This window comes from Dyella flagellata (assembly GCF_030160275.1).
GTDB classification, from domain to species: Bacteria; Pseudomonadota; Gammaproteobacteria; order Xanthomonadales; family Rhodanobacteraceae; genus Dyella_B; species Dyella_B flagellata.
In genome coordinates, this window is sequence record NZ_BSOA01000044.1 from 12,804 (window position 1) to 38,717 (window position 25,914).

General features: G+C 61.6%; 15 protein-coding genes. 7 read left to right on the top strand and 8 right to left on the bottom strand.

From position 1 onward, the window contains the following. Nucleotides 1-88 precede the first annotated feature (88 nt). Entirely contained in the window at nucleotides 89-751 is a 663-nt protein-coding gene (locus tag QQJ96_RS17470; RefSeq protein WP_284333306.1) for a response regulator, read from the bottom strand. A 494-nt stretch (nucleotides 752-1,245) separates the two neighbouring features. On the opposite strand from QQJ96_RS17470, the gene QQJ96_RS17475 reads away from it, so the two are divergent. Further along, on the top strand, nucleotides 1,246-1,767 hold the full coding sequence (locus tag QQJ96_RS17475; protein ID WP_284333307.1) for a hypothetical protein: 522 nt from the start codon (nucleotides 1,246-1,248) through the stop codon (nucleotides 1,765-1,767). Nucleotides 1,768-1,775: 8 nt separating this feature from the next. On the opposite strand, the gene QQJ96_RS17480 is transcribed toward QQJ96_RS17475, so the two are convergent. From QQJ96_RS17480 to QQJ96_RS17500, 5 genes are all read right to left on the bottom strand, one after another. Then, nucleotides 1,776-2,285, bottom strand: a complete 510-nt coding sequence (locus QQJ96_RS17480; RefSeq protein WP_284333308.1) for a hypothetical protein — start codon at nucleotides 2,283-2,285, stop codon at nucleotides 1,776-1,778. A 112-nt stretch (nucleotides 2,286-2,397) separates the two neighbouring features. After that, a complete protein-coding gene (locus QQJ96_RS17485) occupies nucleotides 2,398-4,152 on the bottom strand; it encodes a ShlB/FhaC/HecB family hemolysin secretion/activation protein (RefSeq protein WP_284333309.1) in 1,755 nt (584 codons plus the stop codon). Then, nucleotides 4,149-15,572 (bottom strand): YDG domain-containing protein, encoded by an 11,424-nt coding sequence (locus QQJ96_RS17490; protein WP_284333310.1) that lies wholly within the window; start codon nucleotides 15,570-15,572, stop codon nucleotides 4,149-4,151. Before QQJ96_RS17490 ends, QQJ96_RS17485 begins: the two co-directional genes overlap by 4 nt. 504 nt (nucleotides 15,573-16,076) lie before the next feature. After that, nucleotides 16,077-16,772 (bottom strand): response regulator transcription factor, encoded by a 696-nt coding sequence (locus QQJ96_RS17495; RefSeq protein WP_284333311.1) that lies wholly within the window; start codon nucleotides 16,770-16,772, stop codon nucleotides 16,077-16,079. Between the two features lie 370 nt (nucleotides 16,773-17,142). Continuing rightward, complete coding sequence (locus tag QQJ96_RS17500; RefSeq protein ID WP_284333312.1) at nucleotides 17,143-17,742, bottom strand: DNA-3-methyladenine glycosylase; 600 nt, start codon at nucleotides 17,740-17,742, stop codon at nucleotides 17,143-17,145. A 92-nt stretch (nucleotides 17,743-17,834) separates the two neighbouring features. Here QQJ96_RS17500 and thiM point away from each other — a divergent pair, with 92 nt between their 5' ends. Continuing rightward, nucleotides 17,835-18,644, top strand: coding sequence for a hydroxyethylthiazole kinase (gene thiM, locus QQJ96_RS17505; protein WP_284333313.1), 810 nt, complete (start codon nucleotides 17,835-17,837; stop codon nucleotides 18,642-18,644). Further along, a complete protein-coding gene (thiE, locus tag QQJ96_RS17510) occupies nucleotides 18,641-19,282 on the top strand; it encodes a thiamine phosphate synthase (protein WP_284333314.1) in 642 nt (213 codons plus the stop codon). The genes thiM and thiE overlap by 4 nt, the downstream gene beginning before the upstream one ends. Before the next feature lie 339 nt (nucleotides 19,283-19,621). On the opposite strand, the gene QQJ96_RS17515 is transcribed toward thiE, so the two are convergent. Both QQJ96_RS17515 and QQJ96_RS17520 read right to left on the bottom strand, forming a co-directional pair. Further along, nucleotides 19,622-20,332, bottom strand: a complete 711-nt coding sequence (locus tag QQJ96_RS17515; RefSeq protein ID WP_284333315.1) for a protein-L-isoaspartate(D-aspartate) O-methyltransferase — start codon at nucleotides 20,330-20,332, stop codon at nucleotides 19,622-19,624. Between the two features lie 39 nt (nucleotides 20,333-20,371). Then, complete coding sequence (locus QQJ96_RS17520; protein ID WP_284333316.1) at nucleotides 20,372-20,566, bottom strand: hypothetical protein; 195 nt, start codon at nucleotides 20,564-20,566, stop codon at nucleotides 20,372-20,374. Between the two features lie 474 nt (nucleotides 20,567-21,040). Here QQJ96_RS17520 and QQJ96_RS17525 point away from each other — a divergent pair, with 474 nt between their 5' ends. The 4 genes from QQJ96_RS17525 to QQJ96_RS17540 all read left to right on the top strand — a co-directional run bounded on the left by QQJ96_RS17525 (nucleotide 21,041) and on the right by QQJ96_RS17540 (nucleotide 25,732). Next, nucleotides 21,041-22,189 (top strand): undecaprenyl/decaprenyl-phosphate alpha-N-acetylglucosaminyl 1-phosphate transferase, encoded by a 1,149-nt coding sequence (locus QQJ96_RS17525; protein WP_284333317.1) that lies wholly within the window; start codon nucleotides 21,041-21,043, stop codon nucleotides 22,187-22,189. 158 nt (nucleotides 22,190-22,347) lie between these two features. Continuing rightward, nucleotides 22,348-23,172, top strand: coding sequence for a glycosyltransferase family 2 protein (locus QQJ96_RS17530; protein WP_284333318.1), 825 nt, complete (start codon nucleotides 22,348-22,350; stop codon nucleotides 23,170-23,172). After that, a complete protein-coding gene (locus QQJ96_RS17535) occupies nucleotides 23,169-24,230 on the top strand; it encodes an EpsG family protein (RefSeq protein ID WP_284333319.1) in 1,062 nt (353 codons plus the stop codon). Before QQJ96_RS17530 ends, QQJ96_RS17535 begins: the two co-directional genes overlap by 4 nt. Beyond that, the gene (locus QQJ96_RS17540) at nucleotides 24,227-25,732 is read left to right on the top strand and encodes an asparagine synthase-related protein (protein WP_284333320.1); all 1,506 of its coding nucleotides are present in this window, start codon (nucleotides 24,227-24,229) and stop codon (nucleotides 25,730-25,732) included. The genes QQJ96_RS17535 and QQJ96_RS17540 overlap by 4 nt, the downstream gene beginning before the upstream one ends. Nucleotides 25,733-25,914 lie beyond the last annotated feature (182 nt).

A 25,914-nucleotide genomic window follows, 5' to 3' on the forward strand; every position in this document is an offset into this window, starting at 1 on the left:
AATAAGAGGAATCTCATTCTTCGTCAAGATTGTGTGATGACGACCTACACATAGGTGAGGATTGCGTGATGACCGCGCCGGGTTCGCCCTAACCCGCCAAGCCATGCGTGCGCGCGTACTCGAACAGCTGCCCATCGCTGCTTAGCCCCAGCTTCTCCATGGCGCTGCGTTTCTGCCTGCTGACGGTCTTGACGCTGCGATGCGTAAGAGTGGCGATTTCGGTGATGCTGCGCCCTTGCGCGAACATGCGGATCACCTCCATCTCGCGCCTGGAAAGTTGCGGTCCCGCTTTGGCGCCGTCAGCCTGCGTACGTGTCGCATGCTCGCCAGCCAATTGCTCGCCCAGATGCCTGCTCACATAGGTGCGACCACCGCGCACCGTGCGCAGTGCAAGCAACAACTCGTGGACAACGTGCGCCTTTTCCACCACTGCATCCGCGCCTTCCTGGTACAGGCTGCGAAAGATCGCGGAGTTGCGCAGCGCTGTCAGCACCACGATGGGCAACCTGGGATGACGCCTGCGTATTTCATGCAGCAGGGTGACGCCGTCGAGCGCGACGGCGCCTTGCTGCTCATCGGGCATCAGAAAATCGAGGATGACCAGGTCGCACGCCGTGTGTGCGAGCACCTCCAGCAGCTTGACGCCGCCGGCCGCCTGCCCAACCACCTCGTAATCTTCGCCACAGTGTTCCAGGATGGTACGCAGACCGATGCGCACCACTTCGTGGTCATCCGCTATCACAACCCGCACGTGTCACCTGCTTCCCGGCCTTGCGCATCCCGCACAAAGCAAGTTTTTTTCAATTGCTATCACAAGCCATGCTTCATGCATGAATGCCACTAGTCACGGTCGGGTTTGCCAGGGCAAGGCGACACTTATCATTCCATAGTACAAAATTTGAAAACCTGGCTCCATGCGGACAGATGCCACCGCTCAACGACGCTGTCATCAACGCCGGCCATGGCATGCACGAGATCGTTGGTTCAGTTTAGTGGCGAGGTTGCCAGCCCCGAAGGATCAGGATCAATCCCAAAGGCAGTCATTACGGGACACATTGCAAAAAAAGCGCACTGCATCACAGTCTGCGCAACTGACATTTGCTTTGCGCGAACAGCTGTTGCGTCTTGGCACGCGCTCGTGGGAAAGCTGTTAGTCCCGTCCGGTTTTTTTGTGATGCGTTCAGCGCTTTTCGCGCACCGGCTGAACTAGCTTCGGTTTCAGCAGAACGACCAAAGGGGTTGGCCATGAACACCTTCGTGCGTGGACTGGCTTTGCTTCTGCTTGCCCTTCCCCTCTGGGCAACGGCCCAGAACACCCAGGACGTTTCCCGCATCGGCGGATCCATTTACCCCACAATGATCAAGCCGGCACCGGTCCCTGTGCCGGGACCGACGCCAAGTGCGCATCCTTCTTTCGCGACACAAGGCATCCAGGCGGTATGCATCGGTTCGCCCGCCCATGCCGACCGCTGCGGGGCGCAAGCGAACATGGCGTTTTGTGATGTGGACGACGTGGGTCTGGCTCATTGCTTGTCGCATTACGCGAAGGCGTTGGTGAAGCAACCGGATGGGGCGAGGCGCGCCTTGAGCTTTACGGTGCAGGATGCGCACGGTGCATCGAGCATCGTGACGGTGCTGGCGACGTTGGCGCAGAGCGATAAAGCGATCGCCAAAGCGGCCCTGGATGGAATGCCAAGCGCGGAGATCGTCGCCATGCGGACGTCAACCGGTGATATGCCCTACTCGGAGGCATCACGCTTGCCGTGAATGCATCCCTAGGGCTGGTCCAGCAGGTGCCCATGCTGCAAACCGAACCGCCGCACCAGCTTTTGGGTGGGCGGCGCGGCCATCGGCGCATTGCCGGCACGGCCCAGATATGTCACCACGATCTGGCCGTGCTCGACCACAACGCTTTTTGGCACGATGCGATCGCCGATCAGCGCCGCAGGATAACTGCGGCCGTTGCGTGGTACAGCCGCCACATAGATGAAGCTGCCGCTACCGCCGGGATCGTCACTGAGCAAACTCACCACCACCGGCTCACCGTCGAAGTTGCCGCAGGCCTGCGCGCCGGGAATCAACCGGGTTTCGTGCATCGTGTGCGAGCCGGGTGCAGCAGGTTGCGAGCGCGCGCCGTTGACCAGGGTGATCGCATCGCCTTCGATCGTGTAGGTGGCATTGGCGGGGTCGGCCAGTTTAGCGGTGTTGCAATCGAGACTGGCCTGCGCATGCGCGGCAAGGGCTGGCAGGAACAGGCCGATGACCCAGAAGGGGATTGATTTCATGGCGGGCATCTCCGTTGTCGCCTCTTCTGTTGCGACGGGAGTGTGCCATGAATGAGTGCGATCCGTACTCCCTCCCCGGCTTATCGGGGAGGGAGCAATGCTCTGGGTCGTATCAATAAAACCCTTTCTGCACCTGCAGCCAGAAGCGCGGCGAGGTACCGACATGCGCTCCAGCCAGCGCCGGCTTATGGCCGATCGGCTTGGCCACGCTGGTGCCGATCACCCAGTCGTGCGGCGCCGTCCAATGCAGGCCGACGCCAGCACTGCTCAAGCGACCGCTGTTGGTACCCGGAATGAAGGGCTGCTTGTAGACCTGCACATGACCGCTATCGACGAAGGCAGAGGCCTGCCATGGCCCCGGCAGCGCACCGACGCTGAAATCATGGCGATATTCGACGGTGGCAAGATTGCCCTGCGCCCCGGATAGCACACCCACGTCATAGCCGCGTACGGTGCTGGGGCCACCAAGGTAGAACTGCTCGGAGGTATCCAGGTTCTTGTTGCCGTGCTGACCGGAATAGCCGAAGTACAGCGCGTTGGTGGTGTTCAACTGCTGCAGGCGCGAGACGGAGTAATCCCATTTCACATAGCTGCCGGCGGTGCGTGCGCCGAAGTAATCGGCGAACAAGGTCTGGAAGTTGTCCAGGTACAGGCGGCCACGGGTGCCGCTGATGTTGAAGTTGGTGATACCGCTGCGGTCACGTTGATCGCCCGCCACCGTTAGCACCCAGCTGTTGGAATGCCGATGCGTTTCGATGCCGGCGACGTCGATGTCGTCGTACAGGCGCTTGTGGTCGAACTCGAGCTGGGCGTACAAGTTGCCGGCGGTGTTGCGGATGATCGGCTGCGAGAGGTTCACGCTTTGCGTGGTGGCCGTGCCATGGGCGTGCAGATCGGCAAGGCCATTGCCAAGCTTGTACGTCAGCCCTGAAACGGCCATGCCGAGGGTGGTGCCCTGCCCCGTCAATAGATAGCGATAGCCGACGTGACCGTAGCTCATGCCTTTGCCCGAGCTGACGCCGCTGAAATCCAACACGTCGCCCTGGTGGAACAGGCCGTTGACGTCGAACGTGCCGGAAAAGCGCACGCGGTCGGTATAGGCATTGCCGTAGTCGTCCATGCCCAGCGTGCCGGTGTAGCGCGGCGCGTCGGTCACGCTGACGAGCAGATCGGAGCTGCCTTCGGCTTCGCCCGGACGCATCACCGAATTGACGATGGCGCCAGGCACGTCGGAGAGCAACAGCAGGCTGCGCTCCATGCCGTATTCACTCACGGGCTGGCCGGACTGTAACGGCGACAAGGTGGCGCTGAGCGGATAGTTGCCGACCTTGCTCTGGTTTTGCAGCTCCACCTTGCCGTAGCGCGCCTCCACCACGGCGATGCGCACCACGCCATCGCGCAAGGTCTGCGCCGGCACGTAGGCGGTAGCCAGCGGATAGCCGTGGTCGTGATAGTAGTCGCTGATCTTGGTGGCCAGATCGTCCAGATCGCCGAGGCCCAGCTCATGCCCTTCGCCGGAAGCCACCAGCGGACGCAGGGCCTCGGTCTTGATCAGCTGGTTGCCGCTGATCTCGATCGAGCGTACGAAGAACCTGGTGTTGTCCTGCGCGCGTTGCTGCTTCTGTTTCTGGATATTGAGATCCAGATTGGACGATGGCGGCTGCTGTGCTGGTTGTTGCATCTGCTGCAACAACTGGCCGCTATTGGTCTGCGGCGGGGTGATATGGGTTTGCGCGTGCACCGCCGGCGCACATAGCGCCGCGGCGAGCGACAAGCCGATCAAGGTAAGGCGTGGAGTGGCCGAATGCGGCGCATTGTTCATGAGTTCACCGGGAAAGTAGGACCGCTTGGTATGGTTTTTCATCATGGCGAGGCATCCGAGGGCAGACGCACGCCGCCGTTCTGGAATTGCAGCGAAAGGCCGGTACGGAAGTCCGAACGCTCACGGTTGCGCTCCAACGGGCGGTGCTTCAGCTTCTGGTTGCCGGTGAAAACGCCCACCGCATCGGCGTCGCTGGAGCCGTACGGCGTGGCGATGGCAGCCGGCTGCAGGCCCCCTTGCAACTGGGCGATCCAGCTGCCCTGCACGCCGGTGCCATCAAAACCCGCGCTGGTGATGTTGGCGGTGGTGGTGGTGACCGGATCGGTGATCAGGTAGTTCGCCGCATCCACACCGCTTGCCGTAATGCCGCTGACGGTAACGGTCTTGCCGTTGCCCACGTACGGATCGGCGAAGCTGGCAGAGCTATCGGCGACGCTCAGCTGGTCGCCCTGCAGCACACCATTGACGCCGAGCGTGACCACGTCGCTGGTCTTGCTGTTGTACATGCGGTTGGTGCCGATGGCGGTAACCGTAATCGGCAGCGGCGTCACGTTGGCGGCCAGGCCGATGGGCTGGACCAGGATGTAGTTGCCGGCATCACCACCGTTGATGGTCATGGCGGTGACAATGGCCTTGCCGTTGCCGACGTTCTTGTCGCCGAACAGGCCGGTACCGTCATTGCCAAGCACTACGTTGTCGTTGCCGAACACGCCGCTCAAACTGGAACCGCTCAACGCATCGACGCGGGTACTGTCATAGACCCGGTTGGTGGTGGTGGTGCCAACCACCGTCAAGATAGCCGGCGTGATGCTGACCCAGTCGGTGCCGCCAGCCAGCGTGTAGTTGCCGGCCAGGCCCGTGCCATTACCCAGCACCAGCGAACCGGTGTTGGCGAACGCTCGCTGCGAGCCCACGTTCTTGCTGCTGAGCACGCCCGATCCGCTGAGGCTGACCGTTTCACCGTTCACACCGGTAAGCACGCCATGGTTGCCGAACAGGCCGGCGTTGGCGCCCGTCGTTCCGTCATACACTCGCGTGCCGGTGAGGCTGAGCACGTACGGGTTGATGGTGGCGTTGGTGGTAGCGTTGGTGTTGAAACTGTAGTCGCCGGCATTGGCTCCGGAGGCGGTAATGCCGGTGACGGCGATCGACACGGCGTTGCCAGCATTGGGCGAGCTGAAGTTGGCGGCGGCATCGCTGAAGTTCACGGTGTCACCGGCCAACACGCCCTGGCTGCCCAATGTGACGCCGGCCATGGTGTTGCCGTCATAGGTCTTGCTCTGACCGGTGGCGTTGACCGTGATGGCCAATGGCGTGACCGTGACCTGGTCGGTACCGCCTACCAGCGTGTAATTGCTGGCCAGGCCGCTGCCGTTGCTCAATGCCAGGCTACCGAGGTTGGCAAACGACTGCGTGCCGGCATGCTTGCTGACCAGTACAGCCGAGCCGCTGAGGTTCACGGTCTCGCTGCCTACACCGGTAACAAGCACACCATTACCACCGAACAGACCGGCATTCGCATCCGTCATACCGTCGTATACGCGCGTGCCAATGAGGTTGAGCACGTACGGCGTGATGTTGGCGGCAAGGCCGGCGGGCTGAGTGAGCGTGTAGTTGCCGGCATCCGTGCCGCTGACGCTCATGCCGGTGCCGACGGCAATGTTGTTGCTCGCATTCGGCGAGGCAAACGTGCCAGTGCTGTCATTGCCCAGCGCGACGTTGTCGCTGCCCAAAACGCCCTGCAGCTGCGAGCCGCTGAGTTGCGCGGTGGTAGTGCCGTCGTAGGTCTTGTTGGCCGCGACGGTGCCCGTCACAGTCAACGTGGCCTTGGTGATCGCCAGCGTATCCGTACCGCCCGCCAGCGTGTAGTTGCTGGCCAGCGCCAAACCATTACCGGTCAGCGACAGGTTGTTGCGATTGAACTGCGACGCACCCGTATAAGTGCCCACGTTCTTGCTTGACACGAGGCCCGAACCGCTCAACGTGAGCGTGTCGCCATTGATGCCGTTGAGTACGCCGCTGCTGCCGAACAGGCTGGCATTGACGTCGGTGTTGGCGTCGTATACGCGCGTGCCGCTCAGGTTGAGCACGTACGGCGTGATGTTGGCGGCAATACCAGGAGGCTGGGTAAGCGTGTAGTTGCCGGCATCCGTGCCGCTGATGCTCATGCCGGTGCCGACAGCAATGTTGTTGCCCGCGTTCGCTGAGGCAAATGTGCCGGTAGCGTCATTGCCCAAGGTGACATTGTCGCTACCCAGCACGCCCTGCAACTGCGATCCACTGAGTTGCGCGGTGGCATTGCCGTCGTAGGTCTTGTTGGCCGCAACGGTGCCCGTCACGGCCAGCGTGGCCTTGGTGATCGCCAGCGTATCCACGCCACCCGCAAGTGTGTAGTTGCTGGCCAGGGCTGAACCGTTACCGGTCAGCGACAGGTTGTTGCGGTTGAACTGCGACGCCCCTATATAGGTGCCCACGTTCTTGCTTGACACGAGGCCCGAACCGCTCAGCGTCAGCGTGTCGCCGTTGATGCCGTTGAGCACACCACTGCTGCCGAACAGGCCGGCATTGGCGTCGGTGTTGGCGTCGTACAAACGTGTGCCACTGAGGTTGAGCACGTACGGCGTGATGTTGGCCGCGAGGCCGGCGGGCTGAGTAAGGGTGTAGTTGCCCGCATCCGTGCCGCTGACGGTCATGCCGGTGCCAACGGCAATGTTGTTGCCCGCATTCGCCGAGGCAAACGTGCCGGCGGCGTCATTGCCAAGGGTGACACTGTCGCTACCCAACACGCCCTGCAGCTGCGAGCCACTCAGTTGCGCGGAGGTGTTGCCGTCATAGGTCTTGTTGGCCGCGACGGTGCCCGTCACCGTCAGCGTGGCCTTGGTGATCGCCAGCGTATCCATGCCACCTGCCAGCGTGTAGTTGCTGGCCAGGGCCGAACCGTTACCGCTCAGCGACAGGTTGTTGAGGTTGAACTGCGACGCACCCGTATAGATGCCCACGTTCTTGCTTGACACGAGGCCCGAACCGCTCAGCGTCAGCGTGTCGCCATTGATGCCATTGAGCACGCCACTGCTGCCGAACAGGCTGGCATTGGCGTCGGTGTTGGCGTCGTACACACGCGTGCCACTGAGATTGAGCACGTACGGCGTGATGTTGGCGGTAATGCTGCCAGGCTGGGTAAGCGTGTAGTTGCCGGCATCCGTACCGCTGATGCTCATGCCGGTGCCGACGGCAATGTTGTTGCCCGCGTTCTTGCTCGCGAACGTTCCGGCGGTGTCATTGCCTAGCGTGACGTTGTCGCTGCCCAGTACGCCGTTCAATACGGAACCGCTCAGCACAGCGGCAGTAGTGCCGTCGTAAACCTTGTTGCCGGCAACCGTACCAGTGACGCTCAGGGCGGCCTTGGTGATCGCCAGCATATCCGTACCACCGACCAGCGTGTAGTTGCTGGCCAGGCCGGAGCCATTGCTCAAGCTGAGAGTGCCCAGACCGAAGTTCGCCCCGGTGTAGCTGCCTACATTCTTGCTCGATACCGTACCCACGCCGCCGATATTGACGGTTTCCGTGCCGACACCGGTGGAAATCAGCCCGCTGCTGCCGAACAGACTGGCATTGGCGTTGGTGGTCGTGTCGTACGCACGTGTGCCGGTGAGGTTGAGCACGTACGGCGTGATGTTGGCCGTGAGGCCACCAGGTTGGGTAAGCGTGTAGTTACCCGCATCCGTGCCGCTGATGCTCATGCCGGTGCCGACCGCGATCCCGTTGCTCACGTTCGACGAAGCAAACGTGCCGGTGCTGTCATTGCCCAGGGTGACACTGTCGCTACCCAACACACCCTGCAGCTGCGAACCGCTGAGTTGCGCGGCGGTGGTGCCGTCGTAGGTCTTGTTGGCCGCGGCAGTACCCGTCACGGTCAGCGTGGCCTTGGTGATCGCCAGCGTATCCGTACCGCCTGCCAGCGTGTAGTTGCTGGCCAGGGCCGAGCCATTGCCGGTCAGCGACAGGTTGTTGAGGTTGAACTGCGACGCACCCGTATAGGTGCCCACGTTCTTGCTTGACACGATACCCGAACCGCTCAGCGTCAGCGTGTCGCCGTTGATGCCATTGAGCACGCCACTGCCACCGAATAGGCTGGCATTGGCGTCGGTGTTGGCGTCGTACACACGCGTGCCACTGAGATTGAGCACGTACGGCGTGATGTTGGCGGTGATGCTGCCAGGCTGGGTAAGCGTGTAGTTGCCGGCATCCGTACCGCTAATGCTCATGCCGGTGCTGACCGCGATCCCGTTGCCCGCATTCTTGCTGGCGAACGTGCCGGCGGTGTCATTGCCTAGCGTGACGTTGTCGCTGCCCAGTACGCCGTTCAATACGGAACCACTCAGCACAGCGGCAGTAGTACCGTCGTAAACCTTGTTGCCGGCAACCGTACCAGTGACGTTCAGGGCGGCCTTGGTGATCGCCAGCTGGTCGGTGCCGCCGATCAGTGTGTAGTTGCTGGCCAGGCCGGAGCCATTGCTCAAGCTGAGGGTGCCCAGACCGAAGTTCGCCCCGGTGTAGCTACCCACGTTCTTGCTCGATACGGTACCCACGCCGCCGAGGTGGACGGTTTCCGTACCGATGCCAGTGGAAATCACCCCGCTGCTGCCGAACAGGCTGGCATTGGCATCGGTGTTGGCGTCGTACACACGCGTGCCACTGAGGTTGAGCACGTACGGCGTGATGTTGGCGGTGATGCCGCCAGGTTGGGTAAGCGTGTAGTTGCCGGCATCCGTACCGCTAATGCTCATGCCGGTGCTGACCGCGATCCCGTTGCCCGCATTCTTGCTCGCGAACGTGCCGGCGGTGTCATTGCCCAGCGTGACATTGTCGCTGCCCAGTACACCGTTCAACACGGAACCACTCAAGGTCGCGGCGGTAGTGCCGTCATAAACCTTGTTGCCGGCAACCGTGCCGGTGACGTTCAAAGCGGCCTTCGTGATCGTCAGATGGTCAGTGCCACCGACCAGGGTGTAGTTGCTGGCGAGGCCGGAGCCGTTGCTCAAGCTGAGGGTGCCCAGGCCGAAATTCGCACCGGTGTAGGTGCCTACGTTCTTGCTCGACACCGTACCCACGCCGCCGATATTGACGGTTTCCGTGCCGACGCCGGTGGAAATCAGCCCGCTGCTGCCGAACAGGCCGGCATTGGCGTTGGTGGTCGTGTCGTACACGCGCGTGCCGGTGAGATTGAGGATGACCGGCGTGACGTTGGCCGTAGCGGTGGTCGTCGTGTTGTTGAGCGAGTAATTGCTGGCGCTGGCTCCGCTCAAGCTGATGCCGCTCACCGTCACCGTCTTGCCGTTGGCGACGTTAGGGTCAGCAAAGGTGGCCGAGGTATCGTTGATGGTGACCTGGTCACCGGCCAGCGTGCCGGCCAGGGTCACTGCATCGTTCACCGAGCCGTTGTAGACGCGGTTGGTGCCGGTGGCCGTCACCGTGATGGCCAGGGGCGTGATATTGGCGGTGACACCGGCCGGCTGCAGCAGGTTGTAGTTGCCAGCATCGGTGCCGGTGACGGTCATGCCAGTACTGACCGCAATGCCGTTGCCCACGTTCTTGGTGGCGAAGGTACCAGTGGTGTCATTGCCCAGCGTGACGTTGTCGCTTCCCAATACGCCGTTCAACACGGAACCGCTCAGTGCTGCGGTGGTGGTGCCGTCGTAAATTTTGTTGGCGGCAACGGTACCAGTGACATCCAGCGTTGCTTTCGTAATGACCAGTTGATCGGTGCCACCGGCCAGCGTGTAGTTGCTGGCCAGGCCGGAGCCGTTGCTCAAAGCAAGAGTGCCCAGGCCGAAGTTCGCGCCAGTGTAGGTACCCACGTTCTTGCTCGACACCACACCTACGCCGCCGAGGTCGACGGTTTCCGTGCCGATCCCGGTGGAAATCACGCCGCCGCTGCCGAACAGGCTGGCATTGGCGTCGGTGTTGGCGTCATACACGCGCGTGCTGCTGAGGTTGAGAATGCGCGGCGTGATATTGGCTGTGGTAGTAGTCGAGAGGTTGTTGAGCGTGTAATTGTTGGCGCTGGCGCCGCTCAAGCTGATGCCGCTCACCGTCACAGTCTTGCCATTGGCGACGTTGGCATCCGCGAAAGTGGCCGACGTATCGCTGATGGTGACCTGGTCACCAACCAGCGTACCGGCCAGCGTTACCGCATCGTTCACGCTGCCGTCGTATTGGCGGTTGGCGCCAGTGGCGGTCACCGTGATGGCCAGCGGCGTGATGTTGGCCGATACGCCGGAGGGCTGCTGGATAATGTAGTTGCCGGCATCCGTGCCGCTGATGGTCATGTTGGTGCTGACCGCGATCCCGTTGCCCACGTTCTTGGTAGCGAAGGTGCCGGCGGTGTCGTTGCCGAGCGTTACGCTGTCACCGGAAAGCACGCCATTCAAGGTCGAGCCGCTGATGGTGGCCGCCATGCTGTTGTTGTAGACCTTGTTGGCGGCCACGGTGCCGCTTACGGTGAGCGTGGCCGGCGTGATGACCAAGGTATCGGTGCCACCGACCAGGGTGTAGTTGCTGGCCAGCGCCGAACCGTTGCCGGTCAGCGACAGGTTGTTGAGATTGAACTGCGAGGTTCCCGTATAGGTGCCCACGTTCTTGCTGGACACGATGCCCGAGCCGCTCAGCGTGAGCTGGTCGCTATTGAGGCCGGCGAGCACCCCGCTAGTGCCGAACAACGCAGCCGAAGCATCCGTGTTGGCGTCATACACGCGCGTTCCGCTGAGGTTGAGCACGTAGGGCGTGATCACACCGTGGTTGCCGGTCGCGCTCGTGGGCAGGATGTAGTTGGACAGCAAGGTGCCACTGTTGGCCACGAAGTCCGAAACCACCAAGGTGGACTGCACGCCCAGGCCCGTGCCCGCATTGGGCGTGGTGTAGCTGGCGGTGGCCGATTGCGGGATCGATGCGCCCTGCCCGCTTACGAAGCCGGTCAAGGTGTAGTCGGAAGCGGTGAGCGTGGCCGAATTGGTGCCGTCGTAGACCTTGGTCGGGCTGCCGGTGATGGTGGCGGTGAGCGTGGCTGGCGTGATGTTCGCCGTGAAGCCGCTGGGCTGGGTCACCGTGTAGTTGCCGGCCTGCGCGCCACCGAGCGTAAAACCACCAATGGAGACGCCCAGGTTGTTGCCGACGTTGGCCGTGCTAAAGGTTCCGCCCGCTCCGGATGAGACGAGGGCTACGGTATCGCCGCTATAGACGCCAACGAGCGCAGCACTGCCGGTGTTGAGCGTGTCGCTGGTGGTGCCGTCGTAGACCTTGTTGCTGGCTGTAACGCCGTTAATTGTTAGCGCCTTGGGCGTAATGTTCGCAGCCAGGCCGGCGATCGGCTGCAGCGCATAGTTGGACGAGGCGCTGCCAGAGATGGAAAAGCCGCTGGCGGTGACTCCGATGCCATTGCCCACGTTCGATTGTGCGAACGTACCCGAAGTGGACGTGCCCAGCGTAACGTTGCCGACATCCGCTGCAACCAGGCCAGCCAGCCCCGCAGCAGACACATTGAGCGTGTCGCTGGCGGTCGTGTCGTAGACCTTATTGGTGGCGTACACGCCCGTTACATAGAGCGGTGCCTGGGTGATGTTGCCGACACCCGATGCCGAGATGGCCAGCGTGTAGTTGGACAGCAGCGTGCCGCTGTTGGCGGTGTAGTTGTTGGCGGTAAGCGTGCCGTTGATCGCGATATTGCTGCCGGCATTCGCCGAAGCGTAGTTGTACGACTCGGTCGGCGTGACGGTGGCGCCTTCGCCACTGACGAAGCCATTGACCTGGAAGTTGGCCGAGCCCAGCTGGGCAACAGTGCTGCCGTCGTAGACCTTGTTGAGGCTGCCGACCAGGCTCACCGTCAATGGCGCCGGCGTGATACTCCCCGTGGTGAAGATATAGGTGGGGAAGGCGTAGTTACTGGCGCTACCACTGGTGAAGGTGAAGTTCGAGCTGTTCAGCGTGACCTGGAACGGCTGGTTGTTGGCGACGTTCTTGCTCGCGAAATTGCCAGTGATGTTGGCATTGACGTAGGCGTTGTCACCGTTCTTGAAGCCGCTCAGCACGAAGTCCTGCGTGTAGCTCGTGCCACCACCGCTGGTGGCATTGAGCAGATACGTGTTGGTGCCGTCGTACACCTTGGTAATGGGCGTGTTGAGGGTAGCGACCAGGCTGCCGTTCAAGGGAGCTGGCGTAATGGTGCCGAAACCGCTGGCTAGCGTCGGCAACACGTAGTTCGACAACAAGGTGCCGCTGCCGGCGCTGTAGTTGCCGCTACTGAGCGTCGCGCTTACGCCCTGTATGCCCGCATTGGCCGACGCATAGGTACCGCCGGTCGGAGCATTGGCCAACGTGATGCTGTCGCTGCCGATCAACCCGTAAAGGGTGTAATTGCCGGAATTGAGCGTGGCATTGGTGTTGCCGTCGTAGACCTTGGTGGGATCGTTGATGATCGATACGGTCAGCTGGGCCGGATTGATCGTGCCGGTGCCGGTCACGATGCTGTTGAAACTGTAGTTGGAAAGCTTGGTACCGGCGTTGGGCGTGAAGTCCGACGGCTGCAGCGTGGCGGTCACGCCGATATTCGTACCTGCGTTGCGCGACGCATACACGGCGGGGCTTTGCGATACCACCGCGCCTTCGGTGCCGGCGAAACCGGTGATGTTGAAATCGCCCTGCGTCAGCGTGGCGCCATTGGTGCCGTCGTAGATTTTCGCGGGGCTGCCGTTGAACGAAACACTCAGTGGCCGCGGCGTGATGTTGGCGGCCAGCCCGGTGGGCTGCACGACCGTATAATTGCCCGCCGCCGAGCCCGTGAGGCTCAAGCCGCTCGCCGCGACGGCGAGATTGCTGCCCACGTCCGATTGGCCGAAGGTGCCGGTGGCCGAACCGGTAAGCAGTGCAACGTTGTCGCTGCCCACGATGCCGTTGAGCGTGGCGCTGCCGACATTCAAGGTATCGGCGGTGGTGCCGTCGTAGACCTTGTTGTTCGCGGTTACGCCACTCACCGTCAGGGCCTTGGGCGTGATGTTCGCGGTGAGGTTGCCCGGCGCGACCAATTGATAATCGCTGGCCTTGGTGCCGGTCAGCGTAAAGCCGCTGACGCTCACGGCAATGTTGCTGCCGGCATTGGCACTGGCGAAGCTGCCGGTGCCACCCGCGGTACTCAGTGCGACATTGCTTGAATCCTGCGAGATGACGCCGTAGATGCCTACATTGCTGAGGTTCAGCGCGGCAGCAGTGCTGCCGTCGTAAACCTTGCTATTGGCCAGCAAGCCGCTCAGCAGCACCGGTGCCTGGGTAATCGTGCCGGTGCCGGTGGCAGAGGTCGGCAAGCTGTAATTGGAAAGAACGGTACCGGAGTTGGCGACGAAGTTGGTGATGGCGAACGTCGCGTTGACCGTCTGCGAACCGGCGTCTGCGCCCGCGTAGGCGACTGAACTCGGCTGGTTCACCGTGGCACCCTGCCCCGCCACGAAACCGCTTAGCTGGTAGTTGGACGAGCTTAGCGTGGCGGTGGTGGTGCCGTCGTAGACTTTGGTGGGATCGCCGATGATCGAGGCCGTCAGCTGCGCCTGCAGGATGCTGCCGATATTGGCCGTGGCCGAACCGGACAAACCATAGCCATAGGCCGGAATGCCGGCCGCATTGGTGATGGTGAAACCGGAGATGGTCGCGGGCGTGGTTACGGCGAGGTTCGAGCCAGCGTTTGCCGAAGCATACGTGCCTGTTGCGGAAACGATCTTGTCGCCGGAGAGCAGGCCACTGGTGGTGAGGTTGGCGGCAACGAGCGGCGCGCTGGTGGTGCCGTCATAGGTTTTGGACACGCTGCCGGCAAGGCCCGACACCGTCAGCGTCGGCGCCACGCTATAAAGGAAGCCATTGCCCGACGCAGCTGCCGCCGTCTGGTACGGCGCGTTGTACTGGATAAAGCTGGGAGTGAGGCCGCCGGTCGTATCCAGCGTGGGGTTGGTGGAATAGATCAGCCACGGCGCGGACGTGCCGGTCTTGACCGCGGCACTGCCGGCGCTGTTTACGAAATTGGCGCTCGTCGCCAGCGTGACGCCCGCACCACCGGTGATCGACGCTCCGCTCGCGATGGTGAGATTGGCGCCACCAGCGTCCATCACCACCTTGCCCGTACCGTTGACCGCGGCGTTGACGTTGATGCCGTGATACGCCTGCAAAGTCAGCGTGGCATTGGCATTGCTCCAGCTGACTGCGGCATTGACATTGATGTCGCCTGCACCGGCCGACTGCACGCCGCTGCCGGTCGCTCCGGTCGCTGTCGTCGTCTCAGTAACGTTGGTGCCGCCATTGAGCGAGTTGGAAATCGTCGTGGCAGCCGTACTGTCGATGGTGAGGTCGGTCGGATCGACCAGCCAGGTGCCCGCTTGTCCGTGTCCTGCAGCAGCAGTGATGTGCGCGTTGCTCGCCAGATTGAAATGGGCCGCGGAAGTTTCGATCGAACCGCCGTTGCCGCCGTTCGGTGCGCTCGCATCCAGCGTACCGCCGACATTTACTTGCCCGGCGGCCATGCCGCCCAGCAGGGTAATGGTGCCATTGTGGTTCTGCACGGTTTGCGCCTGCACCACGCCGGTGTTGTTTACCACGCTGGCAAGCAGGCTGTCCTTGGCGCCCGCGGTCATGATCACGCGGCCACCATCGGCGACGATCAGCTGGCGGTTTTCGGCCAGATTGGCGAGCGTGCTGCGATCGACCTGAAGATGCACGACCTGGTTGCCGGCGAACGTCAGGGTGACCGCGTTGCCGCCGCCCATCGCCACCGTGCCAAGCTGCGCGGTAATCACGCCCTGGTTGGAAACCCGGTTGCCGAGCAAGGCGATATAGCCGCCATTGATCGCACTGAGGCTGCCGCGGTTGATGATGCTGCCCTTGCCCGATCCGCTGAAACGACGATCGCTGGAGTCCAGCGTGCCGCTGTCGAAATCCAGCGTGGAGGCCACCAGGCCACCCACATTGACTTGTGCGGTTTGCCCGAACAGCACACCGTTCGGGTTGATCAGCCACACCTGACCGTTGGCGTTGAGGTGGCCGAAGATTTCGCTGGGCGTGCTGCTGAAAATGCGGTTGATCGCAATCGCACCGCTGCCCGGCTGCAGGAAGTTCACCGTCTGGTCGGGCGCGATATCGAAGCTTTGCCAGTTCAGCGACAACGTCTGGCTGTTTTGCCTGATCGTGGTGGTATTGCCCACCTGCTGGATCTGGCCCGAACCTCCGACGACCTGGCCGCCGGCAGGGCCGCCGCTGGCGTGCGCCAGTGCAGTCATGCCCAAGGCGGTGGCCAACAAAGATAGCATCGCGAATTTGCGACCTACCACGTGCATGCGTGAAGCGGTGTCCGGAGCGATGGCGGTACTGGCTTCGGGCGCAACAGCATCCTGCGCACCGAAGCGATTCCGGCACAGACGACGGCTAGGACTCATGGCACTACACCTGATCAAGTTTGGGGATTGGCAGCCTTGGTCACACGTGACGCGGGTCGGTTGCTTGCCCACGCACTCCCTTCCTAATGACACGCGCAACATTCCGTCCCGGCTTGAACCAGACCTTCGCTGCGGCCGAAAAACGGACGCAAACGAACGCTGACTCAACGCCAGTCAAGCAACGCGTGGTGTATCGACAGGCGACCCCTGCTTGGCTCGCCCAGACCCCGCTGAACACTCGCGATTCATCCTCGAATCACGGCATACAGGCAGGATCTCCCCCTGTTCCCTCGGCTTGCATGGAAGACTTTCTGCTGAAACGAGACTCTGTACCCATTCCTATGGACGAAATTTTGCGACGATTACCACGTCAGCCTTCTCTGGCTTATGCGCCGCCTCGCAGCAAGCGAAATGTAAGTTTTCGGCGCGCATCCCACAATCTCACTAAATCACCTTTTCTTGCATTTTCTTGCACGCACAGCAGCGTCTGGCGTGCGGACCCGCTCAATTGAGAGTCAGGGTATAACCCACCCTGCGCACGGACATCAGCGGCAATTCTTCACCGGCCTTTTTGGCAACCTTTAGCCGCAATCGATGGATCAGCATTTCGAGCCGTCCCGGATCGAAGCCGGGAATGGCGGCGGCGATTTCATCGATCAAGGCGGCACGCGGGGTGGGCTCGGGCGAAGAAGCAGCCAATCGGTTGAGCAGCAGGCGTTCGGGCATCGACAAGGGAATGATTGCCCCATTGGGCGCGACCAATCGCCATCCGCCTGCTTCCAGCCGCCAATCCGTGGACGCCAGTTCATACGACGCCGCATTGCCCACGCGCCGGCTCAAGCTGTGCAGGGACGCGGCCAGTACTTCCACGTTGACCGGCTTGGTGAGGTAGACATCCGCACCCTCGATCAAACCGCGCACGCGGTGCGCTGTGGAATCCAGTCCGGACAGCACCACGATGCCAATATCGGACAAGGCGCGCAGCTGACTGATAATTTTGAACCCGTCCTCATTGGGCAGTGCAATATCCAGCACGAGCAAACGATAGCGCTCGATCACGATCGAGCGATAAAGCTCGGCGGCGGAACCCACGCCCATCGCATTGAACCCGAAAGCCTTCAAGCCAGGCACCAGAACTTCATCGCGCAATCGCACATCGTCATCTACGACAAGCACGTTGCCCTTCATGCTTTCAACCATGCCTTTCCCCTGCTTCAGGCGCCATGGCGGCGCCGGCATCGGCTGCCGCTTCAGCGCCTGATGCCGATATCCGTTTGTATGACATATACCCGAGCGTACGCTCGGCAAGTCGCAAAAGTCCATGTGCAGACATGCATATGGCGTGGACGGGATTTTTCCCATCACAAACCTGCGGCCTCATCAACTAGCAGGTATGGTCGTTTCCACCCTCTTTGGGGCGCTTTCTGACCAGCGATGACCATTCCGCGCGTCATGCCGGGCACGCGCAATAGCGCGTAGGCCGGGATGCTAATCCCAGCTTTCCACACGGCATCCCGATGCTGGGATTGTCATCCCGGCCTACGCGTGGAGTCGCTGCGAGGCGCGGCATTCACTTTTTCGACACATAGGGGCTATCGCCCACATACCAGCGCCACGGGTAGTCCACCGCCTTGCTGATCCCGATACGCGTCGTCTGCACCGGCTGCTCCGGTGGCGGCACGGCATCATCGACCAGCATGTAGGTCTCGCTACTTACCAGGTCGATCCCGTTCTGCAGTTTGGTAATGCTCATCGCCTGGGTAAGGCATGCCGGCCCGTTGCAAAGCTGCCGGTTGTTCTTCGCCAGCGGACGCGCCGCATGCATCAGGTCAAGACCGGCAATCGGCTGCAGCGCACGGATCAGCACCGCGTTGCCCTTGCCTTTGGGGCCGCACACGGCGTTGGCACACCAGTGCATGCCATAGGTGAAGTACACATACATGTGACCCGGCGGACCGAACATCACTTCGGTACGCGGCGTCACGCCCCGAAACGAATGGGCGGCAGGATCGTCATGGCGATACGCCTCCACCTCCACGATACGCCCGGCACGGCCGTCATGGCAGCGCAGCACCTTATTCAATAGCTCGGGAGCGACGATCAGCGAATCACGCGCATAGAACGAGCGTGGCAGCGGGCGGAGTTCGTTTCGTGGTTTGGCGGTAAGCATGGAACACAGCGTAAATCTTTCTTCCCGTCACGTGCAGGGCCAGTCGCTGGCCATACGGTATAAAATGGCCGCTTACCCACAGCCGTCGCATCATGACCACCAGTACTTCGATCCCTCATGGCGCTTTGCTCGATCGGATGCGCCGCGAATCGCCTCTCGTCCAGTGCGTCACCAATTACGTGGCGATGAACTACGCCGCCAACGTGCTGCTCGCCGCCGGCGCATCGCCGGCGATGGTGCATGCCCCGGAGGAAGCGGGTGAATTCGCCGAACTGGCAAGCGCCCTCACCATCAACATCGGTACGCTCTCATCCTATTGGCTTCAGGGCATGCATGCGGCGGCCAAGGCGGCTCATGCAAGCGGCAAGCCCTGGGTGCTGGATCCGGTGGCGCATTTCGCCACGGCGTTCCGCCGTCAGGCGATCGAAGGCCTGCTTGCGCTCAAGCCCACGGTGATACGTGGCAATGCGTCGGAAATCATGGCGCTGGCCGGCGATGTCAGCTCAGGCCGTGGCGTGGATAGCGGAGACAGTGTCGAGCGCGCGGAAGCGTCCGCACTGGCGCTTGCGCGACGAACGGATGCGGTGGTTGCGGTGACCGGCGTGGTTGATTTTGTCACCGACGGGCACGCTGCCGTATGCATTGCCGGCGGCTCCGAGCTGATGCCAAAAGTAACCGCCATGGGCTGCGCCCTCACCTGCATGGTCGGCGGATTCTTAGCCGTGACGCCACAGCAACCATTGGAAGCGACCGTTACCGCCCTGGCGTGTTTCGGCGTGGCGGGAACACAAGCGGCGCAGGCGTCCAATGGTCCCGGCTCGTTCGCGTGGCGCTTCATCGATTCGCTTGCGGCATTGAATGGCGACGTGCTGCAAGCCCATGCACAGGTGGCCAGGGCATGAAGAAACCATTCGACCTTTCGCTTTATCTGGTGCTGGATCCGGACCTGTGCCAGCGGCATTCGATGGCGGATACCGCACGCGAAGCAGTAGCCGGCGGCGCGACGATGGTACAGGTGCGACACAAGCAGGCTTCCACCGCCGAACGCATCGCACTTGCACGCAGCGTAAAAGAAGCCTTGCACGGCACGCCCGCACTGGTGGTGATGAACGACGACATCGAGGCCGCCGTGGAAGCCAGGGTCGATGCCATCCATATCGGCCAGCGCGACCTGTCGCCGATCCTGGCACGTGAGCGCATCGGCGCGGACATGCTGCTTGGCCTGTCCGTCAATTCCGAGCGCGCGGCACGCGCTGTCGATCCGGGCGTCGTCGACTACGTAGGCATAGGCCCGGTGTTTGCCACACCCACCAAGCCGGACCACGAACAGCCAATCGGCCTGGATGGTCTCGCTCGTATCGTGGCCGCCTGCCCCCTGCCCAGCGTCGCCATCGGCGGCCTCAAAAGACAGCACGTCGAAGATGTCCTGGCCGCAGGCGCCTATGGCCTGGCGGTGGTTTCGGCGATCTGTGGAACGCCCGACCCGCGGCGCTCGGCAAAAGAGCTTTGGGAGCGGATCATCGCCGGCCGGCCGGATTGACCACCCTTTGCCAAGCCTTCGCCAAGCCGATGGCGCTGTATTGACAACTGCATAACGGAATCCGTGATTTAAGGCGTCAATGCACCGTGAAACGCATTACGGCAGTGGGAAAGACCTGACAGCCGCCCGCCAATATGCGATAAATAGCGCCGCCGGGAAGTCAGGCGCCGAGGAGGGGCCCCTCCTCAACATGGATGACCGATGCCCGACCGGGCCGCCGACAAGGCGGCCTGTTTTATTTTAGGGCCCGGATTCCTGCCGTACGTAATGGCCCCCACGGCGACACCAAGTCCACCATCACGCTGTGGCCTGCGCTCCAGACGGCAGCGTACTGTTCCATCAGATGCCATGCCCGTTGTTCTGATCGTGCCACCCTTGCGCACCGATCAGCGGCACGAACTGCACTGCTCCCAATTTCCGCTCTTCCCAGTCGTCATCCCTTCGCCGCACAAGGCGAATCAGGTATTGCTGGAAACGCGACATGCCCACCGGCATCACTAGGCGGCCGCCGATGGCGAGTTGTTCGCGCCAAGCGGCCGGCACGTCAGGGCCACCCGCGGAAGCAAGAATCACTTCGTACGGGGCGCCTTGCAGCCAACCAAGCGTGCCATCGCCCACATGCACCGTTACGTTGCGATAGTTAAGCCGCCGCAGCACTTCGCGCGCGCGTTCCGCCAACAGTCGATGGCGTTCGACGGTATCCACATGCTCGGCTATTTCACCTAATACGGCCGCCGCGTAACCGGAACCCGTGCCGATCTCCAGCACGCGATCGTGCTTATCGACCCTCGCCGCTTCAACCATCAGCGCGACAATGTAGGGCTGCGAAATGGTCTGGCCTTCACCGATCGGCAGCGGTCCATCGTCGTAGGCGGCGCCATGCAGCTGTTTGGGCACGAACGCCTCACGCGGCACGCGCTTCATCGCAGCAAGCACAGCCGGGTCATGCAAACCGCGACCTGCGATCTGACACTCCACCATCTGTCGACGAGCCTGGTCGAAGTCGATCATGTAGATGTGTTGCGATGCCAAGACGTAGTTAGCGTGCATCCAGGAACGTCGCGGATATGTCGATATCACGGCGCGCTGTTAAGCACGTTCCTTCGAAACTGATAAATCCAACGCGTGGTCAATGGACGTGCGCGATGTTTGTTCATCCGTAGCAGCCAGCGGAGTGCTAGCGTCACGCAGTGAATTCGCAAGCAGCCAGGCAATGATGTGCAAAATAGTGAATCGAAATGAAATGACCGCTTCGTGTAGCCAATGGCTGTTGCGATCATTCAATTCTTACTCCTGTCAAAGCGATACCGCTTGATATCGCCACCGACCTCGCAATCGCACGCATCCTGTCGAGCAACATATCGCTCAAATAAGCACGCGCCTATGCAAAACAACGACACGCCAATAAGCATACTTTTCATACTTTTTTATCGATAAAGATCCTCCACACACATTCATGAATGCACGCATACATAGCTCATGCCAAAACAGGCCGATGACGCACATTTTTTGGCCCAATCACACTCTCGCAACAGTCGCTCGATTGAACGCGAATATTCACACCGCAATCACTTTCAAAAGAATTTCTGCTATCACAATCTTGAATGAAAATTTGCGATACGTGGCACGTTTCTTAACGCCACATACACCCATCAATCCATAGCATCGTTACTAAGTACTGCAGTGTCATGTAGTGCTCGCGAAGGTGGCAGGGGCCCTCGCGCGACATGTGTGAAAGTCGTGTAGCTGGGAGATTCCATGCAATACCGCATGCTAGTTTCATGTGTCATCGCTGTATTGTCCTCTGCGGCGGCGATGATCCTTCTGTACCACCACGCGGAATCGATAGGATTGGTCGACCGCCCCGACGAACGGAAGCGCCATGTCGGGAACGTTCCGTTGATCGGTGGCCTGTCGGCGTTCTTCGGTGTCATCGTGAGCATGTGCTTCGAAGGGCAGTCTCTGCTGTTCACGAATGCACTGCTCGGCACCGGAGCCATCCTGGCGTTGACCGGGGCGATGGATGACCGCTTCGATCTAAGCGTACGCATCCGCCTGCTGATTCAGGCGGCCGCAGTGCTGACCATGGTCTACTGCACCGGTGTGTACATCCACACGCTCGGCCATCTGTTCGGCTACAACCTCGAGCTCGGCTCGCTCGGCATTCCGCTGACCCTGGTCGCGGTGGTCGGCCTGCTCAATGCCTTCAACATGATGGATGGCATCGACGGACTGGCCGGCATGCTGACGCTGGTGAGCATCGGCGCCATCAACGTGTTCCAAGGCTTTTCGCAATGGCACAGTGTCATCCTGCTGTTGCTGCTTGCCGCTGCCTTGCTGCCGGACTTGGCCGCCAACATGGGCCTGATCGGGCGCAAGGTCTTCCTGGGCGATGCGGGCAGCGTGATGATCGGCTACTTCCTGGCCTGGACGCTGATCCAGCTCAGCCAGCAAGCACAACCCCAACTGTCGACGCTTGACGTGCTTTGGTGCGTTGCCCTGCCGGTGCTGGACACGCTCCAGGTGATGGCACGCCGCATGGGCGAAGGTAAGTCGCCCTTCAAGCCTGACCGCGGCCATATCCACCACATCATGATGAATGCCGGCTTCAGCGCCCATACCACCCTGGTGCTGCTGATTGGCCTGGCGATGTCGCTGGTGTTCATGGGCACGCTGACGCGCCACCTGGCGCCTGGCAGCAACTTGATGACCTTCGGCGCCATCACCCTCATCTACGTCGCGCTGACTGGCCGGATCTATCGCGCCCAACAGACACGCAAGGCTGGCGCCACTTCCTGGATAACTCCACTGGTACGCAAGCTGCCCCTGCACGCCTCCGCCTGGAACGGCTACCAGGAAGATGAAGAAGAACCGGAACAGGAGACCGCGGAATCCTCGAAGCAATAGCGCATTCGCCAAGGCCGCTGTGGTCACCCCGATAACCGATCAGGAAAGGAGAGGACGTGGTCAATACAGGCCGAACAAGCAACGTGCAAGCCACGCAACAACCGATATCCGCCGGCACGTCCGGCGCTCGTGACCTCCACTCGTCAAAGAGTGGTGATATGGCTTCTGTCAGCGTGGTGGTGCCCTGCTTTCGCTGCGCACACACCATCGCACCCGCAGTGGCGTCCGTGGCAGCGCAGGTGCTGCGCCCCACCGAGGTGCTGCTGGTGGACGACGGCAGTGGCGACGGCACGCTGGAGCAATTGCATCGTGTGGCACGCGCTTATCCGCCCGGATGGGTCAAGGTCATTGCCATGCCGCACAACGGCGGGCCATCGGCAGCGCGCAATCGCGGCTGGGAGAGCGCGAGCCAGGACTGGGTTGCCTTCCTGGACGCCGACGACAGCTGGCATCCACAAAAGCTGAAGCTGCAGATGGAAGCGCTCGCCAGGGATCCTGAGATCGCACTGATTGCCCACGACATGAACGTGCAGCCGCGCTCCGCGCCGGCGCCGGCGCTCAAGCACCCCTTGAAGCTGCGCGTATTCCCGCGCCGCCTGCTAATGCTGCGCAGCCCCTTCCCGACCGCTTCGATCATGTTGCGCCGCGAACTGCCCTTCCGCTTCGACGAAGCGCGCTGGCGGGCGGAAGATTTCATGCTGTGGGCGCAGATCCTGCTGTCGGGACACCGCTGCGCCAAGCTCAACCAGGTGCTGGCCTCCTGGCACAAGCCGCCCTTCGGGGCGGGCGGGCTCAGCGGTGACATGGCGGCGATGTTTGAAGCGGCCAGGGATGTACGCAAGACCCTGCACGCGCAGGGCTTGCTGAACTGGTGGCAGTGGCAGCTGGGCGAGGCCATGAGTCTGGTCCGTTACACGCGGCGGCGCCTGATCACCTTCAAGCGCCGCCATGAAGGCCTGTTCCTTGCCAGGCGCAATGCATGATGAACTCGGTGTCCCCCTATATCGCCTATTCCCATAAGTCGAACATCACGACGAACGCGCGGCTCCTGCTGAGCATGATGCTGATCGCGGCGGCCTGCTTGTTCGTCGACATTGTGGTCGGCACACGTGGCATTGATGTAGGCACCGATACCTATGTCTATGCCGGAATCTTCGGCGAACTACGCGGCGGCGGCCCGGTTGAAACCCGCTTCGAGCCCGGCTTCCTGCTGGTGACGCGCCTGCTTGCCATGCTAGGGGTAAGCCTGGAGTTCTATCAGTGCGCGCTGTTCGGCCTGCTGCTGATCATGGCCATGCTGGCGGCACGCCATTACTTCGACTACCTGGGCGGCACGCGCGGCTTCCTGACTTTCCTCATCGCGAGCCTGGGGTTCCTGCTGATTTCGCCGATGTTCGTGAACGCCTCGATCAACGCCGTGCGGCAAGGCCTGTCGTCGCTGCCGGTGTTCATCGCGCTGCTGGCTTTTCACCAGCGGCAATGGCGCTCTTTCTTCATCTGGGGCGTGATCGCCACCTGCTTCCACTATTCCGCACTGCTCTATCTGGCTTTTGCGCCGCTGCTGCTGTTCAACCCGAAATTCTTGCGCCTGGCGGCCCTGCTTGGCTTCGTGGCCTATTGCACCGGCATCACCATGATCGTGGTGCGCGCCGCCGTACCGTCGCTCTACAACGCGGTGATGGATTACAGCCTCAGCGCCAAATACAAGTCGGGCGTGCGCATCGACTTTGCGGTGTTTTCAATTTTCTGGTACCTGCTTCCGTACATGCTGTCCGGCATCGTGCGCAAGCCGTTCAACACGCGCCTGAAGGACAGCACGGCGGTATACCTGGTGATGCTGCTGCCGTTCTTCGCCGTGGGCTGGGGCAATTTCTCCAACCGTTACCTGCTTTCCTCCTACATGGCCATTTCCCTGATGGTGGCTGCGATCTTTTTCCATAGCCGCATTTCCATCCTGCGTAATCCCATCTTGTTACGCATGGGCCTGGTGATCTCCTGTGCGGTCTTCTATATCTACGTCGTCAAGCAGGTCATGGTATGAACGCACCGCTCGGCGAAACCTACGCTATGTCTCCTGAAACGACGCCGGAATCGTCCAGGCGAATGCAGATCAACACGTCGCCCAACTCCGGCGAGGTCGATCTATCGCCATTGGCCAAGCATGACCGGGATGCGACAGCGTTCGACGTGGTATCGATCGCCGACATCCTTCGCAATGCCGCGGTTTACCCGCCCCACACGATCTATCGGGACGTGAAAATCGCCGCGACGGGCTTTGATCCCACGCAAGACCTGTTCGACAACCCGCGCTTCCATTTTCCCTACCAGGCGGAGTTGGCGACGTCGCGGCCGGCTTTGGGCGCCGTCGACGAAGCGATGCTGCTGGATACCTACCATCGCCTGTTGTGCGACGCTGCGGCGCGAGCCACCGCCAGTATGCGTTCACCGTGGCTGTTGCAGAGCGGCGGCAAAGATTCCACCTCCATGGCGATGGCCCTTGCCGAGGTACGCCCGGACACCACTTGCCTGACCTATCTGGGCGGCAAGGAAGAAGACGAAGTGGCCTCTGCCCGCTTCGTCGCGCGCCGTCTGGGACTGCGGCACGAGTCTCTCGTATGTCACCCTGGTCGTGCTTACGACCGCTACCTGGCGGTACTGCCGCGCATACCGCTGCTGTCCGCGGATTTCGCCGCGCTGTCGTATGTAGACCTGGCCACCGAAGTGAGCCAGCACCAAGGCGACGGCCTCATCGATGCGCTGGGCTCGGACCAGTATTTCGGTGTACCGCTGCATCGGCATGACCGCGTGCTGGCGATGATGGCGCGCGGCTTGCGCTTGCCGCAGGGCCTGTTCGAATGGGGCACGGTCAGCCACAACTTCAAACTGTGCTTCGTGCTGGCCACGCTGCAGATGAACGAATTCGAACGCTACTTCCCGGGTTCGCGTTTTAGCGACGCGGAGGTGGATAGCTTGTTCGGCTGGAACATTGCCGAGTGCTCACGCCAACGCATGCAAACTTTTCACGCCGACGTCACGGCGGCTGCATCCGACGAAGCGGTACGCAGGTTGTCGCTGGTGATAGGCGAATCCGCCCATCTGGCCAAAGGTATGAACGCCGCTCACGCGATGTCGCTGCATCTGGCCTATCCCTATGCCGATCCGCACTTTCGCGACTGGATCTTCAACGATGTGCCCAGCGAACTGCTCATCGGCCCCGACGGCACCAACAAGGTGCTGATGCGCAAGTACATCGCGCGCCACTTCGACGAACTGCCCTACGTCAAGACCAAGGGCTGTTTCCGTTTTGACCTGCGAGGCCTCGCCCGGACGCGCTACGACCAGGTGTATGCCTTCGCCCAGCAGATGCAGACCCTGTTGCCCGGCGCACCGCACTGGCTGGAGAAGCACCGCAATCGCCTGGACAACAAGTTCTTCGCGTCGAAGTTCTACCTGCTTGCAATGATTCTGCCGTGGCTGTTGAGCCGCATGCAATCGGCCACGACTCCTCCAAACGCAGCCCTGCAGGAGAAGGTTGCCTCATGACAGGGAAGATGAAACCACGGCTGGAACATGCGTCGCCCGGCGAGCGCGACAAGAACAACTCCGCAATCGCCACGATGCTGCCGACTACCACGCTCCGTTCCGCGCGAATGCGCCATCCAAGATTGAAGCGGAAATGCTCCACGGCCGCCTACGCAGGCACCTGCTGCCGCGCCCAGCACCGG

Coding starts and splice junctions, on each gene's coding strand:
- QQJ96_RS17475 (WP_284333307.1), top strand. CDS start 1,246: ATGAACACCTTCGTGCGTGGACTGGCTTTGCTTCTGCTTGCCCTTCCC.
- QQJ96_RS17480 (WP_284333308.1), bottom strand. CDS start 2,285: ATGAAATCAATCCCCTTCTGGGTCATCGGCCTGTTCCTGCCAGCCCTT.
- QQJ96_RS17485 (WP_284333309.1), bottom strand. CDS start 4,152: ATGATGAAAAACCATACCAAGCGGTCCTACTTTCCCGGTGAACTCATG.
- QQJ96_RS17490 (WP_284333310.1), bottom strand. CDS start 15,572: ATGAGTCCTAGCCGTCGTCTGTGCCGGAATCGCTTCGGTGCGCAGGAT.
- QQJ96_RS17495 (WP_284333311.1), bottom strand. CDS start 16,772: ATGGTTGAAAGCATGAAGGGCAACGTGCTTGTCGTAGATGACGATGTG.
- QQJ96_RS17500 (WP_284333312.1), bottom strand. CDS start 17,742: ATGCTTACCGCCAAACCACGAAACGAACTCCGCCCGCTGCCACGCTCG.
- thiM (WP_284333313.1), top strand. CDS start 17,835: ATGACCACCAGTACTTCGATCCCTCATGGCGCTTTGCTCGATCGGATG.
- thiE (WP_284333314.1), top strand. CDS start 18,641: ATGAAGAAACCATTCGACCTTTCGCTTTATCTGGTGCTGGATCCGGAC.
- QQJ96_RS17515 (WP_284333315.1), bottom strand. CDS start 20,332: ATGCACGCTAACTACGTCTTGGCATCGCAACACATCTACATGATCGAC.
- QQJ96_RS17525 (WP_284333317.1), top strand. CDS start 21,041: ATGCAATACCGCATGCTAGTTTCATGTGTCATCGCTGTATTGTCCTCT.
- QQJ96_RS17530 (WP_284333318.1), top strand. CDS start 22,348: ATGGCTTCTGTCAGCGTGGTGGTGCCCTGCTTTCGCTGCGCACACACC.
- QQJ96_RS17535 (WP_284333319.1), top strand. CDS start 23,169: ATGATGAACTCGGTGTCCCCCTATATCGCCTATTCCCATAAGTCGAAC.
- QQJ96_RS17540 (WP_284333320.1), top strand. CDS start 24,227: ATGAACGCACCGCTCGGCGAAACCTACGCTATGTCTCCTGAAACGACG.